This is a genomic window from Variovorax sp. P1_H2, from assembly GCF_056405295.1.
Map to the genome: position 1 here is coordinate 24,117 of NZ_JBFUCJ010000005.1, position 16,715 is coordinate 40,831.

General features: G+C 68.7%; 14 protein-coding genes. 8 read left to right on the forward strand and 6 right to left on the reverse strand.

The genetic code is table 11. The annotated features are described in order from the left end of the window. Nucleotides 1–3 precede the first annotated feature (3 nt). Together AC1D2E_RS03325 and AC1D2E_RS03330 are read left to right on the forward strand one after the other, a co-directional pair. Nucleotides 4–267 (forward strand): hypothetical protein, encoded by a 264-nt coding sequence (locus tag AC1D2E_RS03325; RefSeq protein WP_478196081.1) that lies wholly within the window; start codon nt 4–6, stop codon nt 265–267. Beyond that, a complete protein-coding gene (locus AC1D2E_RS03330) occupies nt 227–1,132 on the forward strand; it encodes an FAD-linked oxidase C-terminal domain-containing protein (protein ID WP_478196082.1) in 906 nt (301 codons plus the stop codon). The genes AC1D2E_RS03325 and AC1D2E_RS03330 overlap by 41 nt, the downstream gene beginning before the upstream one ends. 56 nt (nt 1,133–1,188) lie before the next feature. Here the strand turns inward: AC1D2E_RS03330 and AC1D2E_RS03335 are convergent, their stop codons facing one another. Continuing rightward, nucleotides 1,189–1,806 (reverse strand): DJ-1/PfpI family protein, encoded by a 618-nt coding sequence (locus AC1D2E_RS03335; protein WP_478196083.1) that lies wholly within the window; start codon nt 1,804–1,806, stop codon nt 1,189–1,191. Nucleotides 1,807–1,900: 94 nt separating this feature from the next. Between AC1D2E_RS03335 and AC1D2E_RS03340 the strand changes: the two genes are divergently transcribed. From AC1D2E_RS03340 to sorU, 6 genes are all read left to right on the forward strand, one after another. After that, nucleotides 1,901–3,235 carry an aminotransferase-like domain-containing protein gene (locus AC1D2E_RS03340; RefSeq protein WP_478196084.1) on the forward strand — a complete coding sequence of 445 codons (1,335 nt, stop codon included), beginning with the start codon at nt 1,901–1,903 and terminating at the stop codon, nt 3,233–3,235. 357 nt (nt 3,236–3,592) lie between these two features. After that, a complete protein-coding gene (locus AC1D2E_RS03345) occupies nt 3,593–5,140 on the forward strand; it encodes an ArnT family glycosyltransferase (RefSeq protein ID WP_478196085.1) in 1,548 nt (515 codons plus the stop codon). 16 nt (nt 5,141–5,156) lie between these two features. Next, nucleotides 5,157–6,257, forward strand: a complete 1,101-nt coding sequence (locus tag AC1D2E_RS03350; RefSeq protein WP_478196086.1) for a glycosyltransferase family 2 protein — start codon at nt 5,157–5,159, stop codon at nt 6,255–6,257. A gap of 158 nt (nt 6,258–6,415) precedes the next feature. After that, complete coding sequence (locus AC1D2E_RS03355; RefSeq protein ID WP_478196087.1) at nt 6,416–7,609, forward strand: rhodanese-like domain-containing protein; 1,194 nt, start codon at nt 6,416–6,418, stop codon at nt 7,607–7,609. A gap of 83 nt (nt 7,610–7,692) precedes the next feature. Continuing rightward, the gene (gene sorT / locus AC1D2E_RS03360; RefSeq protein WP_478196088.1) at nt 7,693–8,907 is read left to right on the forward strand and encodes a SorT family sulfite dehydrogenase catalytic subunit; all 1,215 of its coding nucleotides are present in this window, start codon (nt 7,693–7,695) and stop codon (nt 8,905–8,907) included. Between the two features lie 5 nt (nt 8,908–8,912). Further along, nucleotides 8,913–9,233, forward strand: a complete 321-nt coding sequence (gene sorU, locus AC1D2E_RS03365) for a SorU family sulfite dehydrogenase c-type cytochrome subunit (protein ID WP_478196089.1) — start codon at nt 8,913–8,915, stop codon at nt 9,231–9,233. A 13-nt stretch (nt 9,234–9,246) separates the two neighbouring features. On the opposite strand, the gene pgi is transcribed toward sorU, so the two are convergent. The 5 genes from pgi to tkt form a co-directional block, all read right to left on the reverse strand. Then, entirely contained in the window at nt 9,247–10,842 is a 1,596-nt protein-coding gene (gene pgi, locus AC1D2E_RS03370) for a glucose-6-phosphate isomerase (RefSeq protein ID WP_478196090.1), read from the reverse strand. A gap of 58 nt (nt 10,843–10,900) precedes the next feature. Beyond that, nucleotides 10,901–12,364 carry a glucose-6-phosphate dehydrogenase gene (zwf, locus tag AC1D2E_RS03375; protein WP_478196091.1) on the reverse strand — a complete coding sequence of 488 codons (1,464 nt, stop codon included), beginning with the start codon at nt 12,362–12,364 and terminating at the stop codon, nt 10,901–10,903. 108 nt (nt 12,365–12,472) lie between these two features. Beyond that, nucleotides 12,473–13,510, reverse strand: coding sequence for a class II fructose-bisphosphate aldolase (gene fba, locus AC1D2E_RS03380; RefSeq protein WP_478196092.1), 1,038 nt, complete (start codon nt 13,508–13,510; stop codon nt 12,473–12,475). Between the two features lie 22 nt (nt 13,511–13,532). Further along, the gene (locus AC1D2E_RS03385; RefSeq protein ID WP_478196093.1) at nt 13,533–14,642 is read right to left on the reverse strand and encodes a class 1 fructose-bisphosphatase; all 1,110 of its coding nucleotides are present in this window, start codon (nt 14,640–14,642) and stop codon (nt 13,533–13,535) included. A gap of 29 nt (nt 14,643–14,671) precedes the next feature. Continuing rightward, a complete protein-coding gene (tkt, locus tag AC1D2E_RS03390; RefSeq protein ID WP_478196094.1) occupies nt 14,672–16,708 on the reverse strand; it encodes a transketolase in 2,037 nt (678 codons plus the stop codon). Between the last annotated feature and the right edge of the window lie 7 nt (nt 16,709–16,715).

Sequence of the window (16,715 nt, forward strand, 5' to 3'; positions counted from 1 at the left end):
CCAGTGGTGTTCGAGGACGACCAGGGCGACAACCCGAACGGTGCCATCAACGCCGTCAACAAGCTGATGCAGGTCAGCAAGGTGCCGGTGATGATCGGTCCTCATTACTCGGTCACGCAGATGGCCACGCAAAAGACCTACTGCAATGGCAAGGTGGTGTCCGTCACCGGCGGCACCTCGGTGGCGATCACGCACAGCGGCTGCAACTACGGTGCGCTACGGGACCATGCGCGAAACGGTCATGGGCCTGACGGTGGTCACGCCTGACGGGCGTGTCGTTCGCACCGGCACGCGCGCGCGCAAGTCGGCGTCGGGCTTCGACCTCACGCGACTGTATGTCGGCAGCGAAGGGCTGCTGGGAATCATCACCGAGGTGCAGTTGCGCCTGTTCGGCCTGCCGGAGCACGTGGTCGCGGCGGTCTGCCAGTTCGACAGTCTCCGCGCCGCCATGGACACGGTGATCGCCACGCTGCAGCTGGGCGTCCCGGTCGCACGCATCGAGCTGCTCAACGACGTGCAGATGGACGCCTGCATCCGCTACTCGAAGCTCGACGAATTCGAGGCACGGCCCACGCTGTTCATCGAGTTCCACGGCAGCGAATCGGCCGTGGCCGAGCAGGTGGGCATGGTGCAGGGCCTCGCCAGCGACAACGGCGGCAGCGGGTTCCGCTATGCCCACCGGCCCGAGGACCGCTCGCGCCTGTGGAAGGCCCGCCACTCGTGCTATCACGCCAACCTGGCGATGCACCCCGGCTGGAGCTCGATGGGCACCGATGCCTGCGTCCCGATCTCGGCACTGGTCGATTGCATCGCCGAGACGGAAGCCGATATCCGCGCGAGCGGGCTCTACGCCCCGATCGTCGGTCACGTGGGCGATGGCAACTTCCACCTCGGGATCATCTACGACGACAGTGATCGCGCTGCGCGGGCCAAGGCCGAGGCGCTGGCCGAACGCGTGGCACTGCGGGCCATCCGGATGGGCGGCACCTGCACCGGCGAGCACGGCGTCGGCATGCACCGGATGGGCCAGATCGAAGTCGCGCACGGTGAGGCGATCGAGCTGGTGCGCGACGTCAAGCGTGCCCTCGACCCGCTGGGCATCATGAACCCGGGGAAGATGCTGCGCATGTGATCGCCGCAAGGTGACCGAAGCGCTTCAACGAAGCCGCGCTTCCTTTCCGACCGGGCTCACGCGGAGGCGGGCGTGGCTTCCAGGAAAGGCGTGATGTTCCGAATCGCGCGCAAGACGTAGTCTTCCTTTTCTCCTACCGGCGCGACGTAGTGCATCGCGCTCCGGGCCGCCTCGAGGCCCGCCAGGCGGGCAATGACCCAGGCGGCCAGATACTGCGAGGCCAGGCAACCGCCGGCGGTTGCCACGTTGCCCCTGGCAACGAAAGGCTGGTTCAGCACGGCGACGCCGGCTTCTTCGACCCAGGGCTTGGTCGTCAGATCGGTACACGCCGGGACACCGTCGAGCAGCCCCAGCCTGGCCAGGACGAGCGTGCCGGAGCACTGCGCGCCCAGCAGTTGCCGAGAGGGGTCGAGCTGCAATTGCGCCATCAACGCCGCATCGGCGACGACCTGCCGCGTCTGCATGCCGCTGCCGACGATGACCGCGTCGGCCGCACCGGCCTCCCGCAGCGATGCCTGCGCTTCGAGCACCACGCCGTTCATCGATCGGACCCGCGCAGCCGGACTGGCGATCGATACCCGCCAGTCCGGCGCCTTGACGCGGTTGAGGATGCCAAGCGCGATGAGCGAGTCGAGCTCGTTGAAGCCTTCGAAGGTGAGGATGGCGATGTGCATGGTGTCGGTGGCTCGCTGGCGCTTTGGGTGGCGATGGGAAATCGTAGGCGCGGAGGGCAATACAATCAATTTATTGTCATGGATACATTGCCGCATGACCCACGCTCGGTACAAGCCTCTGGTCGACGCGCTCGCCGCGCAGATCCGCGCCGGCAGCCTGCCTCCGGGCACGCGCCTGCCGACCCACCGGAAGCTCGCTGCCAGGGAGGGGCTTGCACTCGTCACTGCGAGCCGCGTCTATGCGGAGCTCCAAGCCATGGGGCTGGTCAGCGGCGAGACCGGCCGCGGCACCTTTGTGCGGGAGACCGCCCTTCCCCGCAGCATGGGAATCGATCAGCAGGCTGCGGCGCCGGACATGGTGGATCTGAACTTCAACTATCCGTCGCTGCCGGGCCAGGCCGAGCTGCTGCGCGCGGGCCTGCGCCAGCTCGCCGCCTCCGGCGACCTGGAAGCCATGCTGCGCTACCAGCCGCATGGCGGGCGCCGGCACGAGCGGGCGACCGTGGCTCGCCATCTCGCAGCCCGAGGTTTGAGCGTCGGCGGGGACCAGGTGATGATCGTCAGCGGTGCCCAGCATGGGCTGGCAACGACCGTCATGGCGCTGCTCCAGCCGGGCGACGTGGTCGCGACCGACGCCCTGACCTATCCGGGGTTCAAGGTGCTTGCGCAAGCGCACCGACTCGAACTGGCGCCGATTCCGGCGGCCGGGCACGGCCCCGACCTGGACGCGCTGGAGCGCTTGTGCAAGAGCCGGCGGGTGCGCGCCGTCTATGCGATGCCGACGCTGCACAACCCGCTCGGGTGGGTGATGAGCGCGAGCCGGCGGCGGCAACTGGTTTCGATCGCCCGCCGGCACGGGTTGCTGATCATCGAGGATGCCGCCTACGCCTTTCTCGCCGAGGATCCACCCGCCCCCCTGGCGGCGCTCGCCCCCGAGGCCACTGTCTACGTCTCGGGTTTTTCCAAGAGCGTGGCGACCGGGCTGCGCGTCGGCTATGTCGCCGCGCCGGCCGAATGGGTGCCGAAGCTCGAGCGGGCGATCCGGGCCACCACCTGGAACACGCCCGGCGTCATGACGGCGATGGCCTGCGGATGGCTCGACGACGGCACGGTGATCCGGCTCGAATCGCAGAAGCGCCAGGATGCGGCGATGCGGCAAGCGATCGCCGCCGACGTCCTCGCCGGACTGCGGTGCGTCCGCCATCCGGCCTCTTACTTCGTCTGGCTCCCCCTGGCCGAAGCGCTTCGTGCCGACCAGGTTGCGATGGCACTGATGCGCGATCGGATCTCGGTGTCGACGGCCGAGCCTTTCGCGACGTCCGCCCGGGTGCCGCATGCCATCCGCCTGGCTCTGGGATCGGTCGAGCCAGGCGCTCTGCGCGAGGCCCTGGTGAAGGTCAAGCGCGCGATCGGTGAGCCAGTCTATTGAAGGCGCCCCGGCCAGTCACAATCGCGAGTCGATGCATCTACATTCAAGACAACTTTCGATCTACCCGGCCTGCCTGGATCGAGTTCGGCACCGGGTCGGCACAAGGGGGATCCGGAGGCCCTTTCGCCGTGCCGGCAGAGGGGATGCCTCGACGCCAAGGACTGCTCCAGGACATTCAGGCCACAATACCGGCCGAAGTGCGATGCCGATCGGGCACCGCGTTGGTCGTTCCGCTCGCGTTCGACGTTGTTCGCTCAGTCTCATGCCGTTGAAATTCTTCAGTGCCTTTGATCCGGTGTTGCATGCATCGCCGTCGGACCCCGCTCCTTGTGCCGGTCGACGCAGCCTGACCCGTTGATGCCCTTGCATACCGTCTCGCATCCAACCGATCGACTTCCGTGGGCAGAAAGCGGCCGGGCGATCGCCTGGCTGATCGCCTGCGTCACGCTGCTTCGCCTGGTGCTGGCCGCGTACGCGCCGCTCACCCCGCAAGAGGCGTACTACTGGACCTGGAGCCGCTTTCCGGACGGGTCCTATTTCGATCATCCACCGCTGGCCAGCTATGGCATCGCTTTCACGACGATGCTGCTGGGCCAGACCGCGTTCGGCATCAAGACCGCCGCGGTGCTGTGGTCGCTGGGCTGGAACCTGCTGTGGGCACGCCTCGTGCTGGACATGTTCGGCGATCGGCGGCTGGCGTTCTGGGCCGTGCTCGCGCTGAACCTGACGCTCCTGTACGAGCTGTATGGCTTCGGTCCGACACCGGACGGGCCGCTGCTGTTCGGATGGATCGGCACGATCTGGGCCGTCTGGCGAGCCAGCCGCAGCGGCGATGGGCGCTGGTGGTATGCGGCCGGCGTCTTCATGGGGCTCAGCTGGCTCGGCAAGTATTCGGGCGTTCTGCTGTTGCCCATCGTCGGCCTGTACCTGCTGGCGGTTCCGGATCAGCGGCGCTGGCTGCGGCGGCCGCAGCCCTACCTGGCCGCGCTGCTGGCGCTGCTGATCTTCTCGCCGGTCCTGGTGTGGAACGCGCAGCACGAATGGGTGTCCCTGGCTTTCCAGAGCGGCCGGCGCTTCGAGTCGATGGGCGGCCTGAAGCCGCGATTCTTCGGGCTCCTGCTGGCCACCCAGTTCCTGCTGCTGTCGCCGTACCTGTTCGCCCTGTCGCTCGGCGCCGCCTGGCACGGATTGCGGGCCTGGTTCGCTCGCCGCATCGAGCCCCGCGAATTGCTGCTGCTGCTGAGCGCGCTGATCCCGCTGCTGCTTTTCGTCGCGGTGAGCTTCCGCACGAACTCGAAGGTCAACTGGCTGATTCCGGCCTGGTGGTCGCTGGTCATCCTCGGCATCCGCCATTCGCTGGCCCGCCCGGGCAACGATCGAAGGCGCGCCCTGGGCCTGGCCTCGTCGGCGCTGTTGCTGGCCGCAGGCATCGGGGTGTCGGTCATTCCCAACCTGCCGCTGCCGGGCGACCTGAACATCTGGAGCGGCTGGCGGCCGGCCGCCGAGCAGTTGGACCGGGTCGTCGCGGCCGAGCGTGCCCAGGGGCGCCGGGCCTTCGTCTTCTCGCCGAACTACAAGACCAGCTCGTTGATCTGGTTCCATCGGCCGAGCCAGGAACGGACCTACGCGCAGGATATCTTCGGGCGCAGGGCACTCCAGTACGACTACTTCCCCCATTCCGAGGATCTCGTCGGCGCCACCGGTTTCCTGGTGCTGTCCGACCAGGCGCAGTCGGCGCTCGATCTGGCCGCGCTGCGCCCCCTGTTCGACCGCCTGGAGCGCGTCGAGGARGTGCAGGTCGGCGCGCTCGGCCGCACCACGCGTCGCATCGAGATCTGGCGCGGCACGGGCTACCGCGGGGCCCCTTCTCCCGGCCCGATGCCGCAACAAGACGCCAGCCCCTGAGCCCGCCAGAACCCCCATGCCACAACTGTCCATCATCATTCCCACGTTCAACGAAGTCCAGAACGTCACCGAGTTGCGCGACCGCGTCGCCGTCGCCTTGGCCGGAAGGGATTGGGAGCTGATCTTCGTCGATGACGACTCCCGCGACGGCACGGCCGACGCAGTGCGCCAGATGGCGCAAGCCGATGGGCGCGTGCGCTGCCTGCACCGCATCGGCCGCCGTGGCCTGGCGTCGGCCTGCATCGAGGGCATGCTGGCCTCGTCGTCGCCGCTGGTGGCCGTGATGGACGGCGACCTGCAGCACGACGAGCGCCTGCTGGCCTCGATGGCCGATGCCCTCGAGGCCGACCCGCGGCTCGACATCGTGGTCGGGAGCCGCTATGTCGGCGGCGGCGGAACCGGCGACTGGGACGCCTCGCGCGCCAAGATGAGCCAGTTGGCGACGCGCCTGAGCGCGATGGTGCTGAAGGCCGACCTGAAGGATCCGATGAGCGGCTTCTTCATGACCCGCCACGCCGTGGCGCTGCGCTGCATCCGCGAAGGCATGTCGGGCGTGGGCTTCAAGATCCTGCTCGACCTGTTCGCGAGTGCGCCCGAGCCCCTGCGCTTCAAGGAATTGCCCTACGAGTTCCGCAACCGATTCGCCGGCGAGAGCAAGCTGGACATCAACGTGGCATGGGAATACATGATCATGCTGTTGGACCGGATGCTGGGAGGCATCGTGCCGGTCCGCTTCATCGGCTTCGCACTGGTCGGGGGCTTCGGCCTGCTGGTGCACCTGGCGGTGCTCGGCGTCTCGTTCAAGGGACTGGGGCTGGGATTCGTGGCGGCGCAGGGCCTGGCCACCTTGGTGGCCATGACCAGCAACTTTCTGCTCAACAACATACTGACCTACCGCGACATGCGGCTGCGCGGCTGGCGCATGCTCAGCGGATGGCTGTCGTTCTCGCTGGCCTGCAGCGTGGGCGCGCTGGCCAACGTGGGCGTGGCGGGGTGGCTGTTTGCGCAGCGGCCGGATTTCTGGATCGCCTCGGCCATTGCCGGCGTGCTGGTCGGCACGGTGTGGAACTACGCCGTGACCATGGTCTACACCTGGAAGAAGCCGCGCTCCGCCTGAGCCTCGGGGCGCGCGCGACGCACCGCGGACGGCGCTTCGTCGAACGCCGCGTGTTGGCGCGCGTGCCCGCCAATCCAAAGAGAGAACTTTGGATGTACTTGCTTAGCCGTATCAGACAGTTTCATACTTTGCTACTAGCATCATTTGGAATATCGGCGATGAGCAATTGTTTGGTAGCGGCAGGCTCCACCCCTGCGCGATGGGCCGGCGGCCTGGCGCTGGTGGCATCGATGCTGGCGGCGCCGGCTGCGAACGCGCAGGTCAAGGTGCTCGTGAATCCGGGCGACCAGGCCRAGCAATCGCGTGGCGCCACCATGGCCGTCTGGCGCAGCGTCATCGAGCAGGCACTGCGCAAGGAGCGAATCTTCGACGTCTCCATCACCGGTTCTGCCGACATGACCGCCGACCTGAGCGCCACGCGTGCGCGGCTGCCTGACGTGGTGGTGGGGCCGGCCCACCTCATCGGCTCCGCCGTGCGCTACGGCTACGCGCCGGTGGCCGCCGTGGAGAGCAGCTCGCAGGCGGTGCTGGTGGTTCCCGCCGACAGTCCAATCGGCAACTTCCAGCAGTCCGCCGGCAAGCGCCTGGGCCTGCCGCTGCAGGACAGTCTGGTGACCTACCTCCTGCGCGGTGAGGCGGTGGCAGCGAACACCACGATGAAGCGGCACTTCCGCGACTTCTACGAGACGCGCTATCAGGACGCGCTGCTCGTCTGTCTTCAGATCGGCCGTTGCGACGTCGTCGCCGTCGAGAAGTCGACCTTCGACAAGTGGGTGGCCGGTGGCGCGGCGGTGAAGGCCGTGATGACGTCGCGCGAGGTGCCGGGCCTCGGCATCGCGGTCAAGGACGGCGCCAAGGTCTCGGCCGACATACTGCGCTCGGACATCGGCGACGCCGCGTCCGGCACCCGGACCGCGCGGGTGTCGGCACAGGACTTCACCTATGTCTCGACCCTGGGCTACTTCACGCCGCGCGAGCTCAAGGGCGCCAAGGTGGTCGACGCCAAGACCGTCGCGGCCATGCTGTCGGCCGGAAAGGCGAGGTACATCGACACCCGCAACGCCGCGGAGTTCAAGGAAGGGCACGTCCCCGGCGCGGTGCTGATTCCCTATGTCGAGAAGTCGGCGAAGGATCCGGACTTCGCGGCCGACGTCGACGAGTTCAACCTGGCCGCGCTCGGTGCCGACCGCGGCGCCGAACTGGTCTTCGGCTGCAACGGGCCCGAGTGCTGGAAGAGCCACAAGGCCAGCATCGCGGCGCTCAAGGCCGGCTACACCCACGTGAACTGGTTCCGCGGCGGCCTGCCCGAGTGGCGCGCCGCCGGGCTGGCCGTGGACACGGCGGCCAAGTAGCCCTTCGGCGGCGGGCTTGGTCTTAGTATTCGCTTCGCGCTTCTTCCCCTTACCCACGTTCCTTCTGCGAAAGAGCCCTTCCCATGACAGATCTCCCGTTCGCGCCCGATCCGATCCGCCGGGCGCTGCTCACCGGAAGCGGCGCGGCTGTCGCAGTGGCAGCCGCCGCCCCGTGGAGCACGGCCTTTGCGCAGGCCGCTGCGCCGCGTCCCCTGCCGGCCTACGCCACCTTCAAGGACGCCGGCACGATGATCGTCCACAGCGCCAACACCATCGAGATGCGCCGCGGCGCCGCAGGCAATGGCGCGCTGACCACGGTGAACCAGCTCTACGTTCGCAACAACCTGGCGCCGCCGAACGCCGACATCGTCGCCAAGCCGGACGACTGGGTGGTGCAGATCGAGGGCGTGCGCCGGCCGAAATCGCTCAGCGTGCGTGAACTCAAGGCCATGGACAGCGAGAGCGTGGCCATGGTCCTGCAATGCAGCGGCAACGGCCGGGGCATGTTTCCCTCCAAGCCGAGCGGCACCCCGTGGCAGACCGGTGCGGCCGGCTGCGTCATGTGGACCGGCGTGCCGGTGCGCCGGCTGGTCGACGCGCTGGGCGGCGTCAGCCCGGGAATGAAGTTCATGACCGGCACCGGCGGCGAAGTGCTGCCGGCCGGCATCAGCCCCAAGTCCCGGGTGGAGCGCAGCGTGCCGGCCGCCGCCATGGAGGACGCATTGCTGGCCTGGGAGCTCAACGGCCAGCCGATCCCGCTGGCGCATGGCGGCCCGTTGCGCCTGGTCGTGCCCGGTTTCACCGGCGTCAACAGCATCAAGTACGTCAAGCGCGTGGCTTTCACCGCCCAGGAGAGCGACTCGTCGATCCAGCAGACCGACTACCGCATGACCCCGGCCACCGAGGCTTCGCAGCGCCCCACCGACCCCTCGGTGTGGCAGATGCCGCCCAAGTCGTGGATCAACACGCCGCTGGCCGCCGACACCGACCTGCGCGCGGGCCAGGAAGTGGTCGTGCGCGGCGTTGCCTTCGCGGGCGTGAATGCGGTGAAACAGGTGGACGTGTCGGTCGACGGCGGCCAGACCTGGCAGCGCGCGGCGCTGGTCGGACCCGACCTCGGCCGCTTCGCCTGGCGTCAGTTCGAACTGCCGGTGAAGCTTCCGGCCGGCAAGCACGTCCTGGCCAGCCGCGTGACCGACGTGCGCGGCAACGTGCAGGCAGAGAACCGGTTCGAGAACAAGGGCGGCTACCTGAACTCCAGCTGGCGCGACCACGCGGTCGCCGTCACGGTGGCCTGAACGCGGTGCGCTTCGCTTCCTGGGGCGCCGCCCTGCTGGCCGGCCTGTGGCTGGCCGGCGCCCACGCCCAGACGCCGTCCGAGGAGGGCCGGAAGCTCTTCCTGGGCGGCGCGGTGCCGGCCTGTGCCCTGTGCCATACGCTGAAGCATGCAGGTGCCACGGGCCAGGTCGGGCCCGACCTCGACGAACTGCAGCCGGACGCGGCCCGGGTCGAGAAGGCGCTGCGCAACGGCATCGGCCCGATGCCCGCGTTCAAGTCGCTGACCGACGAGCAGATCCGCACGCTGGCGCTGTACGTGGCGACAGCGACCGGCGCGGCGCGCTGAGGCAACCCACCGCTCAACCGATCAGGCGCTTCATCAGTCCCGCAGTCGAAGCATCCAGCCCCTGCGTGTCGCCGCTCGCCAGGCGCGGCAGCAGGTCGCTGCACAGGGCCTTGCCGAGCTCGACGCCCCACTGGTCGAAGCTGTTGATGCCCCACAGCGCACCGCTGGTGAAGACGCGGTGCTCGTACATCGCGATCAGCGCGCCCAGGCTGTGCGGCGTCAGGCGCTCGAGCAGCAGCGTGGTGCTCGGGCGGTTGCCCGCAAAGGTCCGGTGCCTGGCGACGATCTCCGGCGCCAGTGACCTGGCCGCGGTCGGCGCCCGCTCGGCCAGGGCCTGATCGGTGCGTTTGCCGAGCATCAGCGCCTGGGCCTGCGCCAGGCCGTTGGCCAGCAGCTTGGCGTGCGGGTCGGCCAGGTCGTGCGTCGGCTGCTTGACCAGCAGGAACTCGACCGGGATCACGTCGGTGCCCTGGTGCAGCATCTGGAAGTAGGCGTGCTGGCCGTTGGTGCCGGGCTCGCCCCAGACCACCGGGCTGGTCGCGAAGGGCACGGGGTTGCCGTCGAGGTCGACGCACTTCCCGTTCGAYTCCATTTCSAGYTGCTGCAGGTAGGCCGGCAGCCGCTTCARTCCCTGGTGGTAGGGCGCGACGCTGCGGCTCGTGAAGCCGTGGAAGTTGCGATACCAGAYGTCGATCAGGCCCAGCAGCACCGGCAGGTTCTTCKCGAGCGGCGCCGTCGCGAAGTGCCGGTCCATCGCGTGGGCGCCGGCCAGCAGGGCGCGGAAATTGTCGGCGCCGATCGCCAGCGCGATCGGCAGGCCGATGGCGGACCACAGCGAGTAGCGCCCGCCCACCCAGTCCCAGAAGCCGAAGGTGGTCGTGATGCCGAACCGGGCCGCCGCCGCGACGTGGGTGGTCGTCGCCACGAAGTGCTTGGCCGTGTCGGTGCCGCCGTGGGCCGCGAACCAGGCCTTGGCCGCCTGCGCATTGGCCATGGTCTCCTGCGTCGTGAAGGTCTTGCTGGCGATCACGAACAGGGTTTCTTCCGGACGCAGGTGGCGCAGCACCGACGTGATGTCGTGGCCGTCGACATTGGAGACGAAGTGGCAGCGGAGCTGCGGATGCGCGAAGGCCTCCAGGGCCGGCACCGCCATCTGCGGGCCGAGGTCGCTGCCGCCGATGCCGATGTTGACGATGTGGCGGATGCCGCTGGCCCGGGTGTCGCGCACCGACTCGGCGTAGGCGAGCATGGCGTCGAGCACGCCGTGCACCTCGTCGCTGAAAGGCCCCTCGCCGCGCGGCGCGCGCAGCGCGGTGTGCAGCACGGCGCGGTCCTCGGTGGTGTTGATGGCGGCGCCGGCCAGCATCGCGTCGCGCCGTTGCGCGAGCTCGCACTCGCGCGCCAGGTCGAGCAGGAGCTGCACCGACTGGGCATCGATGCGGTTCTTCGACAGGTCGGCGAACAGGCCGGGCGCCTCGACCCCCAGCGCCTCGAAGCGGCCGGGGTCGCGGGCGAAGGCCTCGCGCAGGTCGAAGTCGCGGCCGTGGGTGTCGTAGTGGCCGCGCAGGGCGGCCCAGGCCTGGGTTTGATCGCAGCGGGGTGGGTTCATGGGTTGTCTCGGGTGGGGTTGCGGGTCGATCGGGAGGAAATGCGCGGCGTGCCAGGACTCAGGATTCCTCGCGCCATGAGGCACCGTCGCGTCCGACCAGCGCGCTGGAAGCGGCGGGCCCCCACGATCCGGCGCTGTAGGGCCGGGGCGCCTCGCCCGAGGCGCGCCAGCCGTTCAGGATCGGCTCGCACCAGCGCCAGGCGGCGTCGAGTTCGTCGCGGCGCATGAACAGCGTCAGGTTGCCCCGGATCGCGTCCAGCAGCAGCCGTTCGTAGGCTTCCATCGGACGCTGCTTGAACTGCTCGGCGAAGTCCAGGTTCAGGCCGACCGGCCGCAGGTTCATGGTGTCGCCGGGCACCTTGGCCATCATGAACAGCTTGAGGCTCTCTTCCGGCTGGAGCTGGATGACCAGCCGGTTGCCCGCCGATTCGGTGCCATTGGACGGAAAGATCGAATGCGGCACCGCGTGGAAGTTGACCACGATCTCGGCCGCGCGCGCGGCCATGCGCTTGCCGGTGCGCAGGTAGAACGGCACGCCCGACCAGCGCCAGCTCTCGAGCTCGGCGCGGATCGCCACGTAGGTCTCGGTGGACGTGTCGGGCGGAATGCCGGCTTCCTCGAGGTAGCCCGGCACGGCCTGGCCGTTGACGGTGCCGGCGCGGTACTGGCCGCGCACGGTGCGCGCGCCGACGTCGGCCTGCGTGAAGGGCGTCAGCGCCCGCAGCACCTTGAGCTTCTCGTCGCGCACCGCATCCGGATGAATGGAGGTCGGCGGCTCCATCGCCACGATGCACAGCAATTGCAGCAGATGGTTCTGCACCATGTCGCGCAGCGCGCCCGTGCGGTCGTAGAACTCGCCTCGGGTCTCGACCCCGACCTGCTCGGCGATCGTGATCTGCACGTTGCGCACCCAGGTCCGGTTCCACAGCGGTTCCAGCAGGGCATTGGCGAAGCGCAGCGCGAGCAGGTTCTGCACCGGCTCCTTGCCCAGATAGTGGTCGATGCGAAAGATCTGCGGCTCGGTGAACACGCGGCCGACGTCCGCGTTGATCTTCTGCGCCGAGGCCAGGTCGCGCCCGAGGGGCTTCTCGAGCACGACGCGCGAGTTGGCGCTGGCCAGCCCGGCCGCCGCGAGGTTCTTGCAGATCGGCGCGAAGAAGTCCGGCGCGGTGGACAGGAAGAAGACCCGGACCTCGGCCGGCGAATCCTTCAGTACCTGCGCCAGCGCATTGAAATCCGCGGGCGTGTTCGCCTCCACCTTGGCGTAGTCGAGGCGTTCGGCGAAGCTCGCGAAGGTCGCGTCGTCCATGTCCGCGGCGGGCACGAAGCTGGCAAAGCTGGCCTTCACCTTCGCGATGAAGTCGGAGCGCCCGAGCTGCTCGCGCGCCAGGCCCAGGATCCGGCCATGCGGCGGAAGATCACCGTCGCGGTGGCGGAAGTACAGGGCCGGCAGCAGCTTGCGCATGGCGAGGTCGCCGGTGCCGCCGAACAGCAGCAGATCGAATGAATTGACTTGGGGCATGGAAGAATCCTGGGGTTGCGAAGCACTGGATGAAGACGCATCGAAGGCTCCTTCATCAAGCGGGTCCCGGCCTCGGCACCGTGAGGCCATCGCTCCCGACGATCGACATCAGGCGTACCGGGCCGACATGGCCTCGAGCGGAATCGGCTTGATGCGCACCGCGTGCCCGGCGCAGCCGAAGGCCTCGAAGCGCGCCTTGCATATGTCGCGCGCCGCCTTCTTGGCCGCCGCCATCGCCTTGCGCGGATCGAACTCGCCCGGCTGTTCGGCGAACACCATGCGCATCGCGCCGGTCATCGCCAGACGAATGTCGGTGTCGATGTTGATCTTGCGCACGCCGCTGCGGATGCCGCGCTGGATCTCCTCGACCGGAACGCCGTAGGTCTCCTTGATGTCGCCGCCGTACTGGCGGATGATCGCCAGCCACTCCTGCGGCACGCTGGACGCGCCGTGCATCACCAGGTGCGTGTGGGGTACCGCGGCGTGGATCTGCGCGATCCGCTCGATGGCCAGGATGTCGCCGGTGGGCTCGCGCGTGAACTTGTAGGCGCCGTGGCTGGTGCCGATGGCGATGGCGAGTGCGTCGACGCCGGTACTCGCGACAAAGCTCCTGGCCTCGTCGGGATCGGTGAGCAGCATGTCGTGGCTCAACTTCCCGGCCGCTCCGACGCCGTCCTCCTCGCCGGCCTCGCCGGTTTCCAGCGAGCCAAGGCAGCCGAGTTCGCCTTCGACCGATACCCCGATCGCGTGCGCCATCTCACAGACCTTGCGCGTCACCTCGACGTTGTAGTCGTAGCTGGCCGGCGTGCGGGCATCCTCGCGCAGCGAGCCATCCATCATCACGCTGGTGAAGCCCGAGCGGACCGCCTGCTGACAGACTGCCGGCGAGGCGCCGTGGTCCTGGTGCAGCACAACCGGGATGTCGGGGTGCGCCTCGACGGCAGCCAGCACCATGTGGCGCAGGTAGGGCTCGCCAGCGTACTTGCGCGCGCCCGCCGAGGCCTGCAGGATCACCGGCGACTGCGTCTCTTGCGCCGCCTCCATGATGGCGTGGATCTGCTCGAGGTTGTTGGCGTTGAATGCCGGCACGCCATAGCCGTGCTCAGCGGCGTGGTCGAGCACTTGGCGCAGGGAGACGAGGGCCATGATGCGGTTCTCCGGGGTGGGGTCACGATTCGGTGGCGGGCCCGCCATCGCGGAATTGGCTGCGCTCGCCGAACGGCCGCGGCGTGCCGCTGTCGCGCGACGCCGGTTCCTGGTGGTAGCACTCGATGCGCTCGACCTCGTTCCTCGAGCCGAACACCAGGCCGATGCGCTCATGCAGCGCGCTCGGCGGCACGCCGAGCATCGGCTGATAGCCAGTGCTCGCGCGGCCTCCGGCCTGCTCCACCACCATGCCGATCGGGTTGGCTTCGTACAGCAGGCGCAAACGTCCGGGCTTGCTCGGATCCTTGGTGTCGCGCGGGTACATGAAGACGCCGCCGCGCATCAGGATGCGGTGCGCCTCCGCCACCATGCTGGCGATCCAGCGCATGTTGAAATCCTTGCCGCGCGGGCCGATCTTGCCGGCCAGGCACTCGTCGACGTAGCGCTTGACCGGCGGTTCCCAGAAGCGGCTGTTCGAGCAGTTGATCGCGAATTCATGGGTGTCGGGCGGAATCCGGATGTCCCGGTGCGTCAGCACGAACTCGCCGAGGCCGGGACTCAGCGTGAAGCCCGCGACGCCGTTGCCGACGGTCAGCACGAACATCGTCGTCGGCCCGTAGAGCGCGTAGCCGGCGGCCACCTGATTCGCGCCCGGCTGGAGGAAGTCCGCTTCGACCACGTCGCGGCCGCTCTCGATCACCTCCTTCGGCGCGCTCAGGATCGAGAAGATGCTGCCCACCGAGATGTTGACGTCGATGTTGCTCGATCCGTCCAGCGGATCGAACACGAGCAGGTACTTTCCGCGCTGGTACTGCGCCGGGATCTGGAACGGCTCGTCCATCTCTTCGGAGGCCATGCCGGCCAGGCGCCCGTTCCACTCGTTCAGGCGCAGAAACAGCGCGTTGCTGATCACGTCCAGCGGCTTCTGCACCTCGCCCTGCACGTTGAGGGCGCCGCCGGCCGGCGCCGGCGTGCCGTCGCCCAGCGCGCCGAGGCCGACGATGGCGGCAATCTCCTTGCAGGCGAGCGACACGTCGAGAATCAGGGCGTCGAGGTCGCCATCGACCTGCGCAAGGCGACGGCGCTCCTCGAACAGATAGCGTGCGAGCGTCCAGCTTTGCGATGGCGGCATGGGGGCAAGGCCTTGATCGTCCATGCGGGTCACCCGACCCGAAGGGGGTTCAGCCCCAACACCTTGCGGGTCGCGTCGACGACGGCCTCGGTCGTGATGCCGAAGTGCCGGAACAACGCCGCGGCCGGGCCGCACTCGCCGAAGCTGTCCAGGCCGATCACCGCGCCGTCCAGCCCGACGACCTCTCGCCAGCCGGCCGTCACGCCGGCCTCCACCGCCACGCGCGGCACTCGGGGTGGCAGTACGCTCGCCTGCCACGCGGCGTCTTGCCGGCGAAACTGGAACCAGGAGGGCAGCGACACCACTCGCACCGGCACACCTTGCCGCGCCAGTTCTGCCTGCGCGGCGACGGCCAGCGCCAGTTCGCTGCCGGTGGCGATGAGCACCGCGCGCGGCGTCCCACCGATGGCCTCCTTCAGCACGTAGCCACCGCGGGCGACGGCCTCGAGTTGCTCGGCGCTGCGCGGCTGGTGTGGCAGGTTCTGCCGGCTGAGCACCAGGCTGGTCGGGTGGTCGCGGCTTTGCAGGGCCGCGGTCCAGGCGACCTGGGTCTCGACCGCGTCGCCGGGCCGCCAGACGTCCATGTTCGGCATCAGCCTCAGCGAGGCGGTCTGCTCCACCGGCTGGTGGGTGGGGCCGTCTTCACCCAGGCCGATCGAGTCGTGCGTGAAGACGTAGATCGGGTTCAGCTTCATCAGCGCCGCCATGCGCAGCGCGTTGCGGGCGTATTCGCTGAACATCAGGAAAGTGCCAACGAAGCCGCGAAACCCGCCGTGCAGCGCCACACCGTTCAGGATGGCTGCCATGCCGAACTCGCGCACGCCGTAGTGCAGGTAGTTCCCGCCCTTGCCGGCACGCAGGCGCCCGGGGGTGACGCTGACGCAGCCCGGCCAGTTGGTGAGGTTGGAGCCCGTCAGGTCGGCCGATCCGCCCAGCAGTTCGGGCAGCGCCGGAGCCAGCGATGCGATCGCGTTCTGGCTGGCCTTGCGTGTCGCGATGGTTTCCCCTTTGGCGGCCACCTTCTCAAGGGCTTGCTGCGCTTGCGCGTCGAAGCCTTCTGGCAACTCGCCCTTCAGCCGGCGCTCGAGTTCGACCGCGAGGGCCGGGTGGGCGCGCGCGTAGGCGTCGAAGCGTGCGGCCCAGTCGGCATGCCGCTGCGCGCCGGCCTCACGTGCATCCCAGGCGGCGCGTACCTCGGTCGGCATCTCGAAAGGCCCGCGGGTCCAGCCCAGCGCCGCGCGCGTGGCGGCAACTTCCGCGGCGCCGAGCGGCGCGCCGTGGCTGTCATGTGTGCCGGCCTTGTTGGGCGATCCGAAGCCGATCGTCGTCTTGCAGCAGATCAGCGTCGGCCTGACGCTCTGCGCGGCGGCCTCGGCGATGGCCGCATCCAGCGCCTTCGGGTCATGCCCGTCGACGCTGCGGATCACGTGCCAGCCGTAGGCCGCAAATCGCGCCGGCGTGTCATCGCCGAACCAGCCCGCCGTGTGGCCGTCGATCGAAATGCCGTTGTCGTCCCAGAAGGCCGTCAGCTTGCCCAAGCCCCAGGTGCCGGCCAGCGAGCATGCCTCATGGCTCACCCCTTCCATCAGGCAGCCGTCGCCCAGGAATACCCAGGTGCGGTGGTCGATGATGGCGTGGCCCTCGCGGTTGAACTCGGCCGCCAGCAGCTTCTCGGCCAGCGCCATTCCCACCGCGTTCGCGATGCCCTGACCGAGCGGCCCGGTCGTGGTTTCGACGCCGGGCGCATAGCCATATTCGGGGTGGCCCGGCGTCTTGCTGTGGAGTTGTCGAAATGACCGGAGGTCGTCGATGGACAGGTCATAGCCGCTCAGGTGCAGCAGGCCGTACAGCAGCATGGAACCGTGGCCGTTCGACAGCACGAAGCGGTCACGGTTGGGCCAATCGGGATGTGCCGGGTCGTGGCGCAAGTGGTGGCGCCAGAGCGCTTCGGCAATGTCGGCCATGCCCATGGGCATCCCCGGGTGTCCGGAATTGGCTTGCTGTACGGCGTCCATGGCCAACACGCGCAGCGCGTGGGCGAGGGTGCTTCGGGTCGGGTCGGTCATGGCTCGA